The organism is Streptomyces altiplanensis (assembly GCF_053591575.1).
On the sequence record NZ_JBSFUB010000012.1, the window covers coordinates 122,020 to 139,563 of the forward strand.

The following is a 17,544-nucleotide window of genomic DNA, read 5'->3' on the forward strand; positions in this document are numbered from 1 at the left end:
GGTGCCCCCTCCGCGCGGACGGGACGCGTGAAGGGGGCGCCGTGGGGAGCGGGGCGTCAGGCGGTGGTGTGTTCGTCCGCCGCCGACAGGGCGATGTCCAGGACCGCCAGGCCCTCCTTCGCCTCCGCCTCGGTGACGTTGCACGGCGGGACGACGTGCGTGCGGTTCATGTTGATGAAGGGCCACAGGCCGTTCTTCTTGCAGACCGCGCCGAACGCCGCCATCGGGGCATTGGCCTCGCCCGACGCGTTGTACGGGACGAGCGGTTCGCGGGTCTCGCGGTTCCTGACCAGGTCGAGGGCCCAGAACATGCCCGTACCGCGGATCTCGCCGACGCTCGGGTGGCGCTCCGCCAGCTCGCGCAGCCCCGGGGCGATCACCGTCTCGCCGATGTGCGCCGCGTTCTCGACGACGCGCTCCTCCTCCATCACCCGGAGGGTGGCGACGGCGGCCGCGCAGGCCAGCGGGTGGCCGGAGTAGGTGAGGCCGCCGGGGTAGGGGCGCTTCTCGAAGGTCTCGGCGATCTCGGCGGAGATCGCCACGCCGCCCAGCGGCACGTAACCCGAGTTGACGCCCTTCGCGAAGGTCATCAGGTCCGGTACGACGTCGAAGTGCTCGGACGCGAACCACTTGCCCGTGCGGCCGAAGCCCGCCATGACCTCGTCGAGGACGAAGACGATGCCGTACCGGTCGCAGATCTCGCGTACGCCCGCCAGGTAGCCGGGCGGCGGCGTCATGATGCCGGCCGTGCCCGGGATCGTCTCCAGCACGATCGCGGCGATCGCGGCCGGGCCCTCGAAGGTGATGGTGTCTTCCAGGTGCTGGAGCGCGCGGGCGCACTCCTCGGCCTCGGTCTCGGCGTAGAAGGGCGAGCGGTACAGGAACGGCGCCCAGAAGTGGACGGTGCCCGACGTGCCGTTGTCGGAGGCCCAGCGGCGCGGGTCGCCGGTCAGGTTGATCGCGGTGGTCGTACCGCCGTGGTACGAGCGGTAGGCGGCCAGCACCTTGTGGCGGCCCGTGTGCAGACGGGCCATGCGGACGGCGTTCTCGATGGCCTCGGCGCCGCCGTTGGTGAAGAAGATCTTGTCGAGGTCGCCGGGGGTGCGCTCGGCGATGAGGCGTGCGGCCTCGGAGCGCGGTTCGACGGCGAAGGCAGGCGCGAAGGTGGAGAGGGTCGCGGCCTGCTCCTGGATCGCCGCGACGACCTTCGGGTGCTGGTAGCCGATGTTGGTGAAGACGAGGCCGCTGGCGAAGTCGAGGTAGCGGTTGCCCTCGTAGTCCCAGAAGTACGAGCCCTCGGCGCCGGCGACGGCGAGCGGGTCGATCAGGCCCTGGGCGGACCAGGAGTGGAACACGTGGGCGCGGTCCGCGGCCTTCACGGCCGCGCCGGCCTCGGGGCCTCCCCCGCTCGAACGGGGTCGGGAGCTCGGGGAAGGTTCGACATGAGGGGTCATGGGCCCAGGGTAGGGACGCGCGTGCGGGGCACGACATGGCCACCTTGTATGGACTGCGCCACTTTGGTGGGCAGGGTGTCGATGCCCTCCGAGCACTCTTGACAACATGCTGTCTATTCGACAGCATGTTGTCATAAGACTTCGAGCCGAGGAGACCGTCATGACAGACAAGACCGTGCACCTCGCCGTCTACGACACCTTCGCCGACTGGGAGACGGGCCACACCACCGCCCACCTCACGCGGAACGGCCGCACCGTCAAGACCGTCGCCGCGACCGCCGGTCCCGTCACGACCATGGGCGGCCTGCGCATCCAGCCCGACCTCACCCTCGACGACGTACGCCCCGGGGACAGCGCCCTGCTCATCCTCACCGGCGCCGGGCTCTGGGACACTTCCGACGACCTCGCCCCCTTCGCCCGCACGGCACGCGCGTTCCTCGACGCGGGCGTGCCGGTCGCCGCGATCTGCGGGGCCACGGCCGGGCTGGCGCGCGAGGGACTGCTCGACGACCGCGCGCACACCAGCGCCGCCCCCTTCTACCTCGCCGCGACCGGCTACAAGGGCGGCGAGCACTACCGCGAGGCGGACGCCGTCACCGACGAGGACGGCCTCCTGATCACCGCGGGGCCGACCGAGCCGGTCGCGTTCGCGCGCGAGGTCCTCTCCCGTCTCGGTGTGTACGAGGGCGAGAAGCTCGACGCCTGGTACCGGCTGTTCCACGACTCGGACGCGTCCGCCTTCGAGGTGCTGGAGTCATGAGCGGCACGCCGGAACAGGAGCTGCTGAGCCGTACCGCGCTCGGCGTCTTCCGTCTGAACGGCCAGTTCCTCGCCGTCTCCGAGGACCTGGCCCGCCCGGCCGGGCTGACCGCCGCCTGGTGGCAGGTCATCGGCGCCGTCCTGCACGAGCCCCTGCCCGTCGCCGGGATCGCCCGCGCCATGGGGATCACCCGCCAGAGCGTGCAGCGCATCGCCGACCTCCTCGTGACGAAGGGCCTCGCGGAGTACGCCCCCAACCCCGCCCACCGCCGGGCCAAGCTCCTGCGGCCCACCCCGGCAGGCCGGGACGCCGTACGGGAGATCGAACCGGGGCACGCGGCGCTCGCGGCGCGGCTCGGGGCGGAGCTGGGCGAGGAGACGTTCGCCGAGACGGTGCGGGTACTGGAGCGGCTCTCCAAGGCGCTGGAAGCGGTCGCGGAGCCTGCGCGCGTCCCGGAACCGTAGGGCGCCCGGAGCCTGTCGTTGTCGTACCGGCGCACTATTCTCGGTTCGTCGGGGGACGTTTCGGGGGAGGGGTGACGCCGCCATGGAGAAGCTGGGGCCTGGCGATCCGCAACGGATCGGCGCCTACCGGCTGTTGGCGCGGCTGGGCGCGGGCGGGATGGGGCAGGTCTACCTGGCCCGCTCCGACCGCGGCCGTACGGTCGCGGTCAAGCTGGTACGTCAGGAACTCGCCGAGCAGGAGGAGTTCCGCGCCCGCTTCCGCCACGAGGTGGCGGCGGCGAGACGGATCGGGGGGCGGTGGACGGCGCCGGTTCTCGACGCCGACACGGAGGCGGTGGTTCCGTGGGTCGCCACGGGGTACGTCGCGGGGCCGGACCTCCAGGCGGTCGTCTCCGGGGAGGCCGCCGGCCACGGCCCGCTGCCGGAGCGGTCCGTCCACATCCTGGGGGCCGGCCTCGCGCACGCGCTCCGGGACATCCACGCGGCCGGTCTCATCCACCGCGACCTCAAGCCGTCCAACGTCCTCGTCACCATCGACGGCCCCCGCGTCATCGACTTCGGCATCGCGCGCGCCCTGGAAACGACCACGGCCACCGCCGCCCTGACCAGGGCCGGCGCCCTGGTCGGCTCCCCCGGCTTCATGGCCCCGGAGCAGGTCCGCGGCGAGCCGGTCACCCCGTCGTGCGACATCTTCTGCCTGGGTTCGGTACTGGCGTACGCGGCGACGGGCCGCCTCCCGTTCGGCACGGCCGACAGCGGCGTCCACGCGCTGATGTACCGCATCGCGACCGAGCCGCCGGCGCTCGACCAGATCCCGGAGGGCCTCCAGGACCTGATCCGGGCCTGCCTGCACAAAGACCCCGCCGCGCGCCCCACCGTCGCCCACATCCTGGAGCGCACCCGGGGCGGCGGCGACGGCGAGCCCTGGCTCCCGGCGGCCCTGGTGGCCCACCTCGGCCGCCACGCCACGCAGCTCCTGGACGTCGAGAACCCGGCCGACGCCACCACGCCCCCGGGCCCGGCCGCCCCGGGACCGCCCGGAGCCCCGGGCCCCGCGGGCCACGGCGGTGGTCCCGGAGCCCCCGCGCCGCACGCGATACCGACCCTCATCGCGCCGTCCGCCCCGGCGCCGCCCTCCCCGTACGCCCAGCCGCAGCCGCAGCCCCAGCCCCAGCCGCACCACACGCCGCCGCACCCCGCGCCCCCGCCGCACACACCGCCCGGCGGCTACGGCCATCCCGCGCCGCAGTACCTCTACCAGCCGCCGGCCCCCGAACCGCCGCCCCGCAGCGGGCGTGCGACCGCCGCGCTGATCGCCGTGGCCCTGGTCGTCGCGCTCGGTGCGGGCGGTTCCGTGTACGCCTTCATGAACGCGGGGGACGGGAAACAGCACACCACGCACTCGGACACCCCGACCGACGGCTCCACGGCGTCCGCGCGGGAGCAGAAGACACCCGCGCCCGGCCCCTCGGCCGACACCTCCCCCTCCCCCTCCCCCTCCACCGCCGCCCGGGACGGCTCCGTACCCGCCGGGTACCTCGGCACCTGGGTCAGCGGCCTCGACAACGGAGCGGGGCACAACACACGGCGCCTCGTCATCCGGCAGGGAGAGGTGGGCGACCCCGTCCTCTCCCTCACGGCGGACGGCCCGGCCGAGGGCGGCGGCACCTACCACTGCGTCTTCGAGGCGGAGCTGGCCGCCGCTCCGAGCGACGGCTCGCCCCTGCGGATCGGCCCGTCCCGCGTCACCGCCGGCGAGCCGATGAGCTCCTGCACACCGGGCGCCGCGACCGAGGTGACGCTGCTCTCCGACGGCCGGCTCCGCCGGGTGAACACCGCCGGCGGCGAGTCCCTCACGTACACGAAGTCGGACTGACGGAGCCCGCACCGCCCGGACACGGCGCGGGGCCCCGGCGTGAGAAACACGCCGGGGCCCCGCGTCGTACCGCTCGCTCCGCCGGATCAGACGAACGAGTTGATCTCGATCGTCTCGGTGCGGCCGGGGCCGACACCGATGGCCGAGATCGGCGCGCCCGACATCTCCTCCAGCGCCTTCACGTACGCCTTCGCGTTCTTCGGAAGGTCGTCGAAGGTCTTCGCCTTGGTGATGTCCTCGGACCAGCCCGGCAGCGTCTCGTAGATCGGCTTCGCGTGGTGGAAGTCGGTCTGGCTGTACGGGAGCTCCTCGACGCGCTTGCCGTCGATCTCGTACGCCACGCACACCGGGATCTGCTCCCAGCCGGTCAGCACGTCCAGCTTCGTGAGGAAGAAGTCCGTCAGACCGTTGACCCGCGTCGCGTACCGCGCGATCGGGGCGTCGAACCAGCCGCAGCGGCGGTCGCGGCCGGTGGTGACACCGCGCTCGCCGCCGATGCGGCGCAGCGCCTCGCCGTCCTCGTCGAACAGCTCCGTCGGGAACGGACCGGCGCCGACGCGCGTGGTGTACGCCTTGAGGATGCCGATGACCCGGCTGATCTTCGTGGGACCGACGCCGGTACCCGTGCAGGCGCCGCCCGCGGTCGGGTTCGACGACGTCACGAAGGGGTACGTGCCGTGGTCGACGTCGAGCAGCGTGCCCTGGCCGCCCTCGAAGAGGACGACCTTGTCCTCGTCGAGCGCGTTGTTGAGGATCAGCGTCGTGTCGGCGACGTACTGCTTGATGTTCTCGCCGTGCGTCAGCAGCTCTTCGACGATCTGCCCGGCCTCGATCGCGCGGCGGTTGTACAGCTTCGTGAGCAGCTGGTTCTTGATCTCCAGAGCCGCCTCGACCTTTTGGGTCAGGATCGACTCGTCGTAGAGGTCCTGCACGCGGATGCCGGTGCGGTTGATCTTGTCCGCGTACGTCGGGCCGATACCGCGGCCCGTGGTACCGATCTTGCGCTTGCCGAGGAAGCGTTCCGTCACCTTGTCGACCGTGACGTTGTACGTCGTGATGACATGGGCGTTGCCGCTGATCAGGAGCTTGGACGTGTCGACGCCTCGCTCGTTCAGACCGCTCAGCTCGGAGAGCAGGACCGACGGGTCGATGACGACGCCGTTACCGATGACCGGCGTGCACTCAGGTGAGAGGATTCCGGAAGGGAGGAGATGCAGCGCGTACTTCTGGTCGCCGACGACGACCGTGTGGCCGGCGTTGTTGCCGCCCTGATAGCGCACTACATAGTCAACGGACCCACCGAGCAGGTCGGTGGCCTTTCCCTTGCCTTCGTCACCCCACTGAGCACCGAGCAGCACAAGTGCGGGCACAGGCGTACACCCCTTCCGGGCGGGGCATGTCCAAGGTCAGGGGGCGCACGTACGGCGTACACCCGATACTGAGCCGTCGGACCGGTTGCCCCGGAATAGACGAAGCCCCTGGCGCAATAGCGCAAGGGGCTCTTGCACAAAGATGCTACCCGAGGAAGGACCGAGGTGTCGGCTCCGGAGCCCGCCGCGCGCACCGCGCATCCGCTGCTGGTGGTCATCGACCCGGTCGCCCGGCGTACGGACGGCGAATCCGTGCGCATCGCGAAGGACGTCCTGTGCGCCGGCGCCGACGTCAGGATCTGCCTTCCCGAGGGGCCGGAGGAGTTCGCGCGGGCCCTGGCCCGGCGGGGCGGCCGCCGCCCCGTGGTCGTCGGGGACGACCGGGCGCTGCTGCGCGCGGTGGCGCTGCTGCACCGGGAGAGGGATCTCGGCGACGGGGCGCTGGCGCTGGTCCCGGTGGGGGCCTCGGTGGACCTCGCGCATGCGCTGGGGGTGCCGAAGGGGGCGGTGGCGGCGGCCCGCGCGGTCCTGGAAGGGGCGGTGCGCCGGCTGGACCTGCTGGTGGACGACAGCGACGGGGTGGTGCTGGGCGATCTGCGGATCCCGGCCGCGCCGTCGCCCGTGGCCTCCGCCGTGTCCGTCTGGGGGGCGTGCCGTTCGCTGGTGCGCACGCTGGTGCGGCCCGCGCCGCGGCCCGCGCCGCCCCTCGCCCGTGCGTACCGGCTGCGCGTCGAGGCGGACGGGGTCCTGCTGAACGACCTGGACCGGCCGGTCGAGGACGTCTCGCTGTGCTCGCGCGGCGGCCGCGCCGAGGTGGTGATCCGCCCGCAGGGCGGTGAGCAGGTGCGGGTGGAGGCGCTCGCGGTGACGGTCTCGGGGCCGGACTTCCGGTACCGGGCCGACGCACTGGTGTCGGGCCCGGTCCGGCGGCGGACGTGGACGGTGCGGCCGGGGGCGTGGTCGCTGCTGTTGCCGGCCTGACGGCGGTCGCGGGGCCGGACCGTCCCGCTGTCGTCGCACATCCTCAGCGAGGCCGAGAGCCTCTGCGACCGGGTCAGCATCATCCGGAAGGGACGGACCGTCGAGACGGGGTCGCTGGCCGAGCTGCGGCACCTGACGCGCACCAGCGTGACGGCGGAGCTGGCCGGACCGCCGAACGGGCTGGCCCGCCTGCCGGGGGTGCACGGCCTGGACGTCCGGGGCAACCGCGTGAAGCTCCAGGTCGAGACCGACGGGCTCGACGCCGTGCTCCGCTCGCTGACCGGCTCCGGCGTGCGCTCGCTGACCAGCGCCCCGCCCCCCCTGGAGGAGCTCTTCCTCCGCCACTACGCGTCCGAAGGGGCGGTGGCACGGTGACCGCCGTCTCCGCGCCCGCGCCCACCCCTTCCCCCTCATCCGCCGCACGGACCGGCGGATCGCGCCAACTCGCGGGCACGGGAGCCCTGTTGCGGCTCGCCCTGCGCCGCGACCGGCTCGTGGCGCCTCTGTGGGTCGCGGCGATCTCCGGCCTGGTCGTCAGTGGTGCGGGCTCCATCGAGAAGTTCTACGGCACGGCCGGCGAGTGGGCCGGTCTGGTCCGGTCGGCGGGCGCCAACGGCTCGTTGCGCGCCCTGTACGGTCCGCTCTTCGACGACTCCCTCGGCGCCGTCGTCGCCTGGCGGTTCGGTGGCTTCGCGGCGGTGCTCGCGGCCGTGATGAGCCTGCTCGTCGTGGTCCGGCACACCCGGGAGGAAGAGGAGACGGGCCGTCAGGAGCTCGTCTCCTCGGCCATGGTGGGCCGCCGCGCCCCGCTGACCGCCGCGCTGCTGGCCGCGCTGGTCGCCAACACGGCCCTCGCGCTGCTGGTCACCGGCGGTCTGGCCGGGCCGGCCGGGTCGGTGGCCGGGGCCCTCGCAGTGGGGCTGGCCGTGGGCGCGACCGGCATGCTCTTCGCCACCACGGCGGCGATCGCCGCCCAGCTCACCGAGAGCGCGCGGCTCGCCAGGGGCATGACGGCCGGGGTGCTCGGTGCGGCCTTCGTCCTGCGCGCGGCGGGCGACGCGTCGAGCGCCGGCGGCTCCTCGGCCCCGACCTGGCTGTCGCCGCTCGGCTGGGTCCAGAACGTACGGCCGTACGCCGGTGAACGCTGGTGGGCGCTGCTGCTCGTGGTGGCGGCGGCCGTGGTCCAGGGCGCCGCCGCGTACGCCCTCGCGGGCCGGCGCGACGTGGGGATGAGCTTCCTGCCGGCGCGCCCCGGCCCGGCCACCGGCTCCCTGTCCACGGCGGGCGGGCTCGCCCTGCGCCTCCAGCGGGGCAGTCTGCTGGGCTGGACCGCAGGCTTCGGGCTCGCCGGGCTCGTCTTCGGCGGGATGGCCGGGGGCGCGGCGGACCTGGTCGGCGACAACGAGCAGGCGCGGCAGATCTTCGAGCGGATGGGCGGACAGACCGGGATGTCGCAGGCGTTCCTCGCCTCGATGACCGGCATCTTCGGGATGGCCGCCGCGCTGTACGCGGTCTCCGGCGTCCTGCGGCTGCACGGCGAGGAGACGTCCCAGCGGGCGGAGCCGGTACTGGCGAACGCGGTGGGGCGGCTGCGGTGGGCGGCGGGCCACCTGGTGGTCGTCTTCGGCGGCGCGGTGGTCGTCATGCTCGCCGCCGGCCTCGGTCTGGCCGCCGGTCACGGCAAGGACTTCGGCCCGGTGCTGGGCGCGTCGCTCGCCCAGCTCCCGGCGGTCTGGCTGCTGGGCGGACTGGCGGTGCTGCTGTACGGGGTGTTCCCGAAGGCGGTGGCGGCGGCCTGGGCGGTGGCGGGTCTGTCGCTGGCGCTCGGCTGGACCGGACCCGCGCTGGAGCTCCCCCGGCCGGTGATGAACCTGTCGCCGTTCGGCCACCTGCCGAAGCTGCCGGGCACGGAGATGGAGTGGACGCCGGTGGTGGTGCTGACGCTGGGGGCGGTGGCGCTGGTGGGGGCGGGACTCGCGGGTCTGCGCCGCCGCGACCTGCTGACCTGACCGGGGGCCGGGGGCCGGGGGCCGGGTCTGGGAGCGGGGGCCGGGTCAGAGTTCGACGCGCAGCTCCCGCAGCCCGCGGATGACGAACCCCGGCTTCCACCGCGGCTCCTCGGCCAGCCGCATGTCCGGCGCCCTGCGCAGCAACTCGCCGAACGAAGCGGCCAGTTCGAGACGCGCCAGCGGGGCGCCCAGACAGTAGTGGATACCGGCCCCCAGCGACACGTGCGGGTTGTCCGTGCGCCCGAGGTCGAGCTCATCGGGGCGGTCGAAGGCCGCCGGGTCCCGGTTCGCCGAGCCGAAGAGCAGCGCCACCTCCGAGCCGCGGGGGATCGTCACGCCCCCGACCTCGATGTCGTCGAGCACCCACCGCTCGAAGAGCTGGAGCGGGGTGTCGTAGCGCATCAGCTCCTCCACAGCGGTGGACAGGAGTCCGTGGCCGGCGCGCAGGGCCTCCAGTTGCGCGGGGTGCCGCAACAGCGTCCGCCAGCCGTTGGCGGTCGTGTTCACCGTCGCCTCGTGCCCGGCGTTCAGCAGCAGCACGCACGTCGAGATCATCTCCTGCTCGCTGAGCCGGTCGCCGCCCTCGTCGTGCGCGGCGATCAGCGCCGAGATCAGGTCCTCGCCCGGGCTCTCGCGGCGTACGGCGATCAGCTCCCGCAGGTACGCCGAGAACTCGGCCGAGGCACGGACCGCGCGCCGCGCCGTCTCCTCCGGCGGATTCAGCTCGTACATCCCGCAGATGTCCGCCGACCAGGGCCGCAGCAGCGGCCGGTCCGGCTCCGGGACGCCGAGCATCTCCGCGATGACGGCGACCGGCAGCGGCTCCGCGACGGCGGACAGCAGGTCCCCGCCACCCTGTGCGACGAACGCCCCGGCCAGTTCCGCCGCCAGCCGCCGCACGGTGGGGGCCAGCCGCTCGACCGTGCGCGGCGTGAACGCCTTGGACACGAGACGGCGGATGCGGGTGTGGTCCGGGGCTTCGAGGTCCAGCAGCCCGTGGTCGTTCAGGACGTGGAACGGCTCGTGGCCGGGCGGCGGTGGCGTGCGCCCGAACTCCTCGTGCGTGAACCGGTGGAGGTACGTACGGCCGAGCCGGCGGTCGCGCAGCAGCGCCGAGACGTCCGCGTGGTGCGGGATCAGCCACTGGCGGGTCGGCTCGTACCAGTGGGCCCGGCCCCGGGCGCGCAGCTCGGCGCAGGCCGGGTAGGGATCGGCGACGAAGGAGGGCGACCAGGGGTCGAACGTCTCTGCCATGGGGAGACGCTAGCGGACGTACTTCTTCAGGCGCTCGGTGTCGAGTTCGATGCCGACGGGGTCCGGAAGAGCGACTCTCGCTCCGAACTTCACCGTGTGGTGGTCACGGTAGCCTCCGCCGTCCGGGTCCGGCTCGCTGAACACCGTGACGGTGCATGCGTCACGGTCGATCAACAGGTGGACCGGGATTCCAGCGGCGGCGTAGGCGGGGGGCTTCTCCTGTCGGTCCCGCCGGCCGGTGCCGGAGTCGTACGACGTGATCTCGACCGTCATGAGCACGCCCTCGGGATCACCCCAGTCGCCCTGCCCGTCGAAGTGGTCGACGGGAGCGAGCACTCCGTCAGGACGGGCGCGGCCCTTGCGGTACTCCTAGACCTTCAGGCCCTGGGCCGGGTTGAGATCCAGATCGGGCCGTGCCTGCATGCACAGGCGTACCAGCCACATGGTGATCGCTCCGTGAGCTCCATCCGTCATCCCTTTGACCCCGATCCGTCCGTCGATGAACTCGAACCTGACGGATTCGGTCTCTCTTTCGACGAGTGCGGCGATCCTCTCGAACTCGTCGACCGGCATCTGACCCGTGCGCTCAGCCATAGCCGTCATGGTGCACCCCCTTCTGTGCGGACACCAGTGTGGCCAGGCCGAAGCCGGTTCGGCCGGTTTCCCTACCCGGCCACCCAGGTGAGTGATCACCTACCCCGGCGTGACCAGCCGCGCCTCGTACGCGAACACCGCCGCCTGGGTGCGGTCCCGCAGTCCCAGCTTCACCAGGACACGGCTCACGTGCGTCTTGATCGTGGACTCGGCCACCACCAGGTGCGACGCGATCTCCGCGTTCGACAGGCCCTGGGCGATCAGGACCAGGACCTCCGTCTCGCGTTCCGTCAGGTCGCCGAACCGGTCGAGCGCGGGCGGGCGCGGGGCCTCCGCCAGCTTCGAGAACTCCGAGATCAGACGCTTGGTGACCGCCGGGGCCAGCAGCGCCTCCCCGGCCGCCACCACCCGCACCCCTTCGGCCAGCTGGCGCGCGGAGGCGTCCTTGAGGAGGAAGCCGGACGCGCCGGCCCGCAGCGCCTGGTAGACGTACTCGTCCAGGTCGAACGTCGTCAGGACCAGCACCTTCGCGTCCGCGTCGGCGGCGACGATCTCGCGCGTCGCCTCGATGCCGTTCAGCTCCGGCATGCGGATGTCCATCAGGACGACGTCCGGCCGCAACGCCGCGACCTGCGCGATCGCCTCGCGGCCGTTCACCGCCTCACCGACGACCTCGATCCCCGGCATCGCGTTCAGGAGGACCGTGAAGCCCTCGCGGACCATGATCTGGTCGTCGACGATCAGTACGCGGACGGTCATGACGCCGGCTCCGGCGTGACCTCGGCCGGGGCCGGTGCCACCGGAACGAAGACCGCGACCTCGTAGCCGCCGTCCCCCGTCTCCTGCGCCGTCATCTCCCCGTTCAGCATCGACACCCGCTCACGCATCCCCGTGATCCCGTGCCCGGCCCCGGGCGACGGTTTGGCCAGGCCCTGCGGCGCGGTGTTCACGATCCGCAGCCCCAGGCCCCCCAGCACGTACGACACCTCCACCTTCGCCGTCGCGCCCGGCGCGTGGCGCAGGGCGTTGCTCAGCGCCTCCTGGATGATCCGGTACGCCGAGAGCTCGACGCCCTGCGGCAGTTCGCGCACCGCGCCCGTGACGGTCCTGTCCACCGTCAGGCCCGCGTCCCGGACGTTGGTGAGCAGCCGGTCGAGGTCGGCCAGTGTCGGCTGCGGGGCGTCCGGCGCCTCGTAGTCCTCCGCCCGTACGACGCCCAGCACGCGCCGCAGCTCGGTCAGCGCCGCCACCGCGTTCTCGCGGATCGTCACGAAGGCCTGCTCCAGCTCGGGCGGCGGGTTCTCGACCCGGTACGGGGCGGCCTCCGCCTGGATCGCGACCACCGACATGTGGTGCGCGACGACGTCGTGCAGTTCGCGGGCGATCGTCGTCCGCTCCTCCAGCAGCGTGCGCCGGTCGCGCTCCACGGCGGTGACGGTCTTCTGGACGGTGACCTCCTCCTTCGCCTCCCTGCGGACGTGCAGCACGGTGACGACGAGCAGCGCGAGCGCGGAGAAGAACAGCATCTGCGGGCTGTCCGTGCTGTAGCCGGTGCCCAGGAACGTCTCGGCGAACAGGGCGTACACCGCCGTGCTCGCCCACATCCAGGCTGCGGTGCGCGTCCGGGTCCTGGCCGCGACCACGACCATCACGCCGATGTGCGCGACGAAGGAGGACGGCGTCCAGGGCCAGCCGTCCCAGGAGTGGCCGAGCACGCCGACGACGGGTGTGGACAGCAGCGAGACCCACCAGGCACCGGCCGGCCTGACCAGCGTCATCACCAGCGCGGCGGCCGGGATGAAGCCGGATATGGCCGTGGCGAGGGTGCCCCCTCCGCTGTCGGCGACGACGGCGGAAAGCAGCATCACCACCATCGCCAGCCCCACCACCACGGCGTGCGGCATCCAGGCCGCGTACGTGCGTATCCGCTTCGGCAGCCGCCGGGTGAGCGGTCCGTCCGTACGCATCGGCAGCAGCGGCCGGTAGGCGAAGGCGTCGTGGAAGAGGTCCTGGCGGAGGCCGCTCAGTGCGCCCTGGGCCAGGCGGAACTCGGGACTGCGGGTCTTCTCGGTCACGTACGAAACGGTAGGCGCCCGGACGGCCGCGGGCGTCCGCCCCCGTGGGGATCCTCCCGCGTCCGTCCCAGGTACTACGCGCCCCCCGTCAGTCCCGCGCCCGGAAGGACTCCGCGTGGTCCGCCGCCCACTCGGCGAAGGTGCGCGCCGGGCGCCCCGTGACCCGCTCGACCGTGTCGACGACGGTGCGGCCCTCCGGCGGGGTGTTCCCGTACACGTCCAGCAGGAAGGCGACGGTCTCCGGGTCCGTCCCGGCCTGCCGCCAGCGCCCGGCCGCCTGCTCCGCGCTCAGCTCGGTCAGGCCGATCTGCCGGCCGCGCGCCGCCGCCAGGGTCCGCACCCTGTCGCGGACGGTCAGCGCCTCGGGGCCGGTGATCAGGTACGTGCGCCCCGCGTGCCCGTCCTCGGTGAGCGCCACCGCCGCGACCGCGCCGATGTCGGCCTCGTGGACCATCGCGCTGACCCGGTCGACGAAGGGCTCCGCCACCTCGTCCTGCGTACGGATCCCCTCCGCCCACTCCAGCGTGTTGGCCATGAACTCGACCGGCATGACCAGGGTCCAGTCCACGTCCCCGGCCTCCACCGCGTCCTGGAGCGGGGTCGGGCCGCCCCCGTTGAGGACCGTGATACGCCGTACGCCCGCCTTCGCCGCCAGCGCGACGATCTCGGGGCCCGTGGTCAGCGGCGCGAAGTACGCTCCCCCGAACGTGATCAGGTGCAGGCCCGTGACGCCTTCCAGCGCGGGGACCAGCGACTCGGGGTCGGTCAGGTCTCCGCGTACGGTCTCGGCCCCGGCCGGGAGGTCCGCCTTCGCCGGGTCACGGGTCAGCGCCCGCACCCGCTCGCCCCTGCGGAGCAGTTCGGCGACCACCTGGCGGCCCACGGTCCCTGTCGCTCCGGTCACGAGAAACGTCATTGCAGGCTCCTTGGCTCGGCTTGTCCCACCACCGTAGGAACCCTTGCGGACAGCTTCTGTCCGCAAGAACGACGCGACCGGTGCTCAGTACGCGAGTTGCTCGATCTCCTCCGCGACCACCGCGCACGCGTCCGCCGCCGGGTCGATCAGCGGGAAGTGCCCGACGTCCTCCAGCAGGGTCAGCCAGACCGGCTCGCCCGCCTTCGCCGCCGCGTCGGTGTAGGCCTCGGCGACCGCCTGCGGTACGACGACGTCGGTGCGGCCCTGCACCAGGACCGTGGCGATACCGGTCGGCAGCAGCGCGGCCGGATCGGCGTACGGCCTGCGCTCGTCGAAGTCCTCCTTGCCGCCCACGAACTCGACGGCCGCCCCCGCGCACACGTCCAGCTCGCGCGCGGTCCCGAAGTCCGCGATCGGCGCGAGCGCGACGACACCGCGCAGCGCGGGCGCCGCCGGCAGGTGCCAGGGTGCGTCGGGGGGCAGTACGTGCCGGGCGGCCGCCCACAGCGCGAGGTGGCCGCCGGCCGAGTGGCCCGTGAGGACGGTGCGCCGGATGTCGGCGCCGGGCAGGGCCTCCCGTACGAGACCGGGCAGCAGGTCCATCGCCGCGGCCACGTCGTCGAACGTCTCCGGCCAGCGCCCCGCCACCGGACCTTCCCCGCCGTGCCGGCGCGACGGCTCCCCGCCCCGCCGGTACTCGACGTTGGCGACGGCGAAGCCCCGGCGGGCCAGGAAGTCCGCGAACGGCGTGATGTGCTGCCGGTCGTACCGGGCCCGCCAGGCGCCGCCGTGCAGGACGACGACCAGCGGGGCCCGGTCCCGGCCGTCGCGCGGCGCGTAGAAGTCGACCACCTGATCGGGGTGTTCGCCGTACGCGGCGGTCGCGTCGGGCACGACCGCCGCGTGGGAGAAGGCCGATTCCGCCTCGACAGCGTCCCGTTCGGCTGAGGGGTCCGGCATGCGGGGACCAACCCTTCGTGCGTACAGCCCATTGATCCAGGTGTCGGGACGCTACCAGCCCTCAGGCCCGCGCTTCTCCCAGGTCCTCACCCGCGAGGCGGCGCAGGACCTGACCCAGCACCCGCGCCGCCCGCTCCGCGTCCGCGAAGCCGACGTACAGCGGTGTGAAGCCGAAGCGCAGCACGTCGGGGCGGCGGAAGTCGCCCACCACGCCGCGCGCGATCAGCTCCCGCATGACCTCGCCCGCGTCCACACCGTCCTCGCACCGCAGCGAGACCTGGCTGCCGCGCTCGTGGTGCGGGGCCGGGGTCACCGAAGTGACCCGGCCCGCGGGCGCGTAGCTGTCCACGCACTCCAGGAAGAAGTCCGTCAGAGCGAGTGACTTCTCGCGCACGTCCTCGACGGCGACGCCCTCCCACACGTCGAGCGCGGCCTCCAGCGCCAGCATCGACAGGATGTCGGGGGTACCGACCCGGCCCCGCGCCGCACCGTCCGCCGGGGCGTAGCCGGGCGTCATGCCGAAGGGGTCGACGTGCGAGTGCCAGCCCGGCAGCGGGGAGTCGAAGGCGGCCTGGTGGCGCTGCGCGACGTACAGGTAGGCGGGCGCGCCGGGACCGCCGTTGAGGTACTTGTACGTGCAGCCGACCGCGAAGTCGACACCGTGCGCGTCGAGCCCGACCGGCAGCGCGCCCGCGCTGTGGCACAGGTCCCAGACCGTCAGGGCCCCGGCCGCGTGGGCGGCGGCGGTGAGTCCCGGCAGGTCCTGGAGGCGGCCCGTGCGGTAGTCGACGTGGTTGACGAGGGCCACGGCGGTACGCGGGCCGAGGGCGGCCGCGAGGTCCTCGGGGGCGACGGGGACGACCCGGCGGCCCGTCATCCGGGCCGCGGACTCGGCGATGTAGCCGTCCGTGGGGAAGGTCGAGGCGTCGACGAGGATCTCGTCCCTGGACTCCGGCGCCAGCCGGACCGCGCCCACGACCGCCTTGAAGACGTTGACGCTTGTGGAGTCACCGGCCACGATCCGGCCCGCGGCCGCGCCGACGAGCGGGGCTATCCGGTCGCCGATCCGCTCGGGCGCGGTCCACCAGCCGCTCTCGTCCCAGGAGCGGATGCGCATCTCGCCCCACTGCCGGGTGATGACGTCGGCCATCCGCTCCGGCACGTGGCGCGGCAGCGCGCCCAGCGAGTTGCCGTCCAGGTAGATGCCCTCGTCGTCGAGTGCGAACAGCTCGCGGTGCTTGGCGAGACCGTCGGCGGAGTCGAGCGCGGCCGCCCGCTCCTGAAGGTCCGCGGAGTTCGGGAAACCGGTGGAATCAGACATGGCTGCGGGCCGTCCAGAGCTCGGGGAAGACGTTCTTCGTGGCGCGCTTCTCCAGCCAGGCCACACCGGCGGAACCGCCGGTGCCGACCTTGGAGCCCATGGCGCGCCGGGTCGCGACGAGGTGGTCGTTGCGCCATCGCCACACCAGCTCGCCGACATCGGTCAGCAGCTCGCCCAGGCGTACCAGTTCGGCGTTCTGGTCGCCCTGGTAGATCTCGGTCCAGACCGCCTCGACCTCGGGCGAGGGCTCGTACTTCTGCGACAGGTCGCGGTCGAGCACGGAGTCGGGCACCGGCAGACCGCGCCGTGCGAGCAGCCGCAGCGTCTCGTCGTACAGGCTCGGCTCGTGCAGCGCCTTCTCCAGCTCGGCGTGCACGCGCGGCGCACCGCGGTGCGGGACGAGCATCGAGGCGGACTTGTCGCCGAGCAGGAACTCCATCCGCCGGTACATCGCGGACTGGAATCCGGAGCCCTCGCCGAGCGCGCTGCGGTACGAGTTGAACTGCGCGGGGGTGAGGTGGGCGAGCGGCCGCCAGGAGGCGTTGAGGGCCTCCAGTTCGCGCAGGGAGCGCTTGAGCGCGTCCGTGGCGACCCGCAGGTCGTCCTGTCCGAGCGCCTTCGCCGCGGTTTCCCACTCGTGGACGATGACGGTGAACCACAACTCCATGACCTGGGTCGTCACCAGGAAGACCATCTCTCCGGGGTCGTCGGAGAGGGGGTGCTGGAGGTGGGTGAGGACGTCCGCCTGGACGTAGTCCTCGTAGGGGGTGGTGCCCGCGAAATCGAGGTTCGGGGTGTCCGAACCTGCCGCCTGGGCATCGGGGTTTTGCGACATCGCTGTCTCCTCGACACGAACTTCCAGGTAGCGGTCCGCCCCTTCCTTGTGGCTACGGAGCCCCGGTCCCTTCCCGGCATCATAAGACGTAGCCGCGGAACGCGGGAGGCCCGCGCCTGACGGCACGGGCCTCCGCGGCTGTCACCCCTGGTCAGCCGAGGGTGTCGGCCGCCGCCGGGGACGAGTCCCGCAGGAAGGACGAGCAGCGCTCGTACTCCTCCTGCTCACCGATCGACTGCGCGGCGCGGGCGAGCGCGTGCAGCGCGCGCAGGAAGCCGCGGTTCGGCTCGTGGTCCCACGGCACGGGGCCGTGGCCCTTCCAGCCTGCGCGGCGCAGCGCGTCGAGGCCGCGGTGGTAGCCGGTGCGGGCGTAGGCGTACGACTCGACGACCCGGCCGTTCTCGAACGCCTCGTCGGCGAGCTGGGCCCAGGCGAGCGAGGACGCGGGGTACTTCGCGGCGACGTCGGACGGCGCCGTGCCGTTCGCGAGCAGCTCGCGCGGCTCCGGGTCGTCGGGCAGGTGGGTCGGGGGCGGTCCCCCGAGCAGGTCTTTGTGAATGGCCATGGGCCCCAGTCTGCCCCCGTACCGAGCAGCACCTTCAGCGTGAGCGTGCGGCGCTTGGGATCGTAGAACCACACCTGGCCGTCGTGCGGCTCGCCGGGGCTCTCGTCACG

Annotated in this window: 15 protein-coding genes and 2 pseudogenes; 6 read left to right on the plus strand and 11 right to left on the minus strand. The window is 73.0% G+C overall.

What is annotated here, in order from left to right; translation table 11 throughout:
- Positions 1 to 56 precede the first annotated feature (56 nt).
- Positions 57 to 1,454 carry an aminotransferase class III-fold pyridoxal phosphate-dependent enzyme gene (locus tag ACWD0Y_RS08920; RefSeq protein WP_450259693.1) on the minus strand — a complete coding sequence of 466 codons (1,398 nt, stop codon included), beginning with the start codon at positions 1,452 to 1,454 and terminating at the stop codon, positions 57 to 59.
- 160 nt (positions 1,455 to 1,614) lie between these two features.
- On the opposite strand from ACWD0Y_RS08920, the gene ACWD0Y_RS08925 reads away from it, so the two are divergent.
- The 3 genes from ACWD0Y_RS08925 to ACWD0Y_RS08935 all read left to right on the plus strand — a co-directional run bounded on the left by ACWD0Y_RS08925 (position 1,615) and on the right by ACWD0Y_RS08935 (position 4,554).
- Complete coding sequence (locus ACWD0Y_RS08925; protein WP_450259694.1) at positions 1,615 to 2,214, plus strand: DJ-1/PfpI family protein; 600 nt, start codon at positions 1,615 to 1,617, stop codon at positions 2,212 to 2,214.
- A complete protein-coding gene (locus tag ACWD0Y_RS08930; RefSeq protein WP_450259695.1) occupies positions 2,211 to 2,678 on the plus strand; it encodes a MarR family winged helix-turn-helix transcriptional regulator in 468 nt (155 codons plus the stop codon). Before ACWD0Y_RS08925 ends, ACWD0Y_RS08930 begins: the two co-directional genes overlap by 4 nt.
- Positions 2,679 to 2,760: 82 nt before the next feature.
- Positions 2,761 to 4,554 carry a serine/threonine-protein kinase gene (locus tag ACWD0Y_RS08935; RefSeq protein WP_450259696.1) on the plus strand — a complete coding sequence of 598 codons (1,794 nt, stop codon included), beginning with the start codon at positions 2,761 to 2,763 and terminating at the stop codon, positions 4,552 to 4,554.
- Positions 4,555 to 4,640: 86 nt separating this feature from the next.
- Here the strand turns inward: ACWD0Y_RS08935 and ACWD0Y_RS08940 are convergent, their stop codons facing one another.
- A complete protein-coding gene (locus tag ACWD0Y_RS08940; protein ID WP_450259697.1) occupies positions 4,641 to 5,924 on the minus strand; it encodes an adenylosuccinate synthase in 1,284 nt (427 codons plus the stop codon).
- A gap of 165 nt (positions 5,925 to 6,089) precedes the next feature.
- Here ACWD0Y_RS08940 and ACWD0Y_RS08945 point away from each other — a divergent pair, with 165 nt between their 5' ends.
- The 3 genes and pseudogenes from ACWD0Y_RS08945 (at position 6,090) to ACWD0Y_RS08955 (ending at position 8,914) form a co-directional block, all read left to right on the plus strand.
- Positions 6,090 to 6,905, plus strand: coding sequence for a diacylglycerol kinase (locus tag ACWD0Y_RS08945; RefSeq protein ID WP_450259698.1), 816 nt, complete (start codon positions 6,090 to 6,092; stop codon positions 6,903 to 6,905).
- Positions 6,906 to 6,908: 3 nt separating this feature from the next.
- A pseudogene (locus ACWD0Y_RS08950) lies at positions 6,909 to 7,280 on the plus strand (ATP-binding protein DrrA1-3 family domain-containing protein); the annotation flags it as partial.
- Complete coding sequence (locus ACWD0Y_RS08955) at positions 7,277 to 8,914, plus strand: ABC transporter permease (protein WP_450259699.1); 1,638 nt, start codon at positions 7,277 to 7,279, stop codon at positions 8,912 to 8,914. The pseudogene ACWD0Y_RS08950 and the gene ACWD0Y_RS08955, both read left to right, overlap by 4 nt.
- A gap of 45 nt (positions 8,915 to 8,959) precedes the next feature.
- On the opposite strand, the gene ACWD0Y_RS08960 is transcribed toward ACWD0Y_RS08955, so the two are convergent.
- From ACWD0Y_RS08960 to ACWD0Y_RS09000, 9 genes and pseudogenes are all read right to left on the minus strand, one after another.
- The gene (locus tag ACWD0Y_RS08960) at positions 8,960 to 10,168 is read right to left on the minus strand and encodes a cytochrome P450 (protein WP_450259700.1); all 1,209 of its coding nucleotides are present in this window, start codon (positions 10,166 to 10,168) and stop codon (positions 8,960 to 8,962) included.
- A 9-nt stretch (positions 10,169 to 10,177) separates the two neighbouring features.
- A pseudogene (locus tag ACWD0Y_RS08965) lies at positions 10,178 to 10,771 on the minus strand (Uma2 family endonuclease).
- A 90-nt stretch (positions 10,772 to 10,861) separates the two neighbouring features.
- A complete protein-coding gene (locus ACWD0Y_RS08970) occupies positions 10,862 to 11,521 on the minus strand; it encodes a response regulator (RefSeq protein ID WP_450259701.1) in 660 nt (219 codons plus the stop codon).
- On the minus strand, positions 11,518 to 12,837 hold the full coding sequence (locus tag ACWD0Y_RS08975; protein ID WP_450259702.1) for a sensor histidine kinase: 1,320 nt from the start codon (positions 12,835 to 12,837) through the stop codon (positions 11,518 to 11,520). The genes ACWD0Y_RS08970 and ACWD0Y_RS08975 overlap by 4 nt, the downstream gene beginning before the upstream one ends.
- A gap of 88 nt (positions 12,838 to 12,925) precedes the next feature.
- A complete protein-coding gene (locus ACWD0Y_RS08980) occupies positions 12,926 to 13,753 on the minus strand; it encodes an NAD(P)H-binding protein (RefSeq protein WP_450259703.1) in 828 nt (275 codons plus the stop codon).
- Between the two features lie 84 nt (positions 13,754 to 13,837).
- Positions 13,838 to 14,713, minus strand: coding sequence for an alpha/beta hydrolase (locus tag ACWD0Y_RS08985; protein WP_450259704.1), 876 nt, complete (start codon positions 14,711 to 14,713; stop codon positions 13,838 to 13,840).
- Positions 14,714 to 14,774: 61 nt separating this feature from the next.
- Positions 14,775 to 16,034 carry a kynureninase gene (gene kynU / locus ACWD0Y_RS08990; RefSeq protein WP_450259705.1) on the minus strand — a complete coding sequence of 420 codons (1,260 nt, stop codon included), beginning with the start codon at positions 16,032 to 16,034 and terminating at the stop codon, positions 14,775 to 14,777.
- Positions 16,027 to 16,869: a tryptophan 2,3-dioxygenase family protein gene (locus tag ACWD0Y_RS08995; protein WP_093799881.1), complete on the minus strand. Its 843-nt coding sequence runs from the start codon at positions 16,867 to 16,869 to the stop codon at positions 16,027 to 16,029. Before ACWD0Y_RS08995 ends, kynU begins: the two co-directional genes overlap by 8 nt.
- A 151-nt stretch (positions 16,870 to 17,020) precedes the next feature.
- A complete protein-coding gene (locus ACWD0Y_RS09000; RefSeq protein ID WP_450259706.1) occupies positions 17,021 to 17,434 on the minus strand; it encodes a DUF3151 domain-containing protein in 414 nt (137 codons plus the stop codon).
- Positions 17,435 to 17,544: the final 110 nt, after the last annotated feature.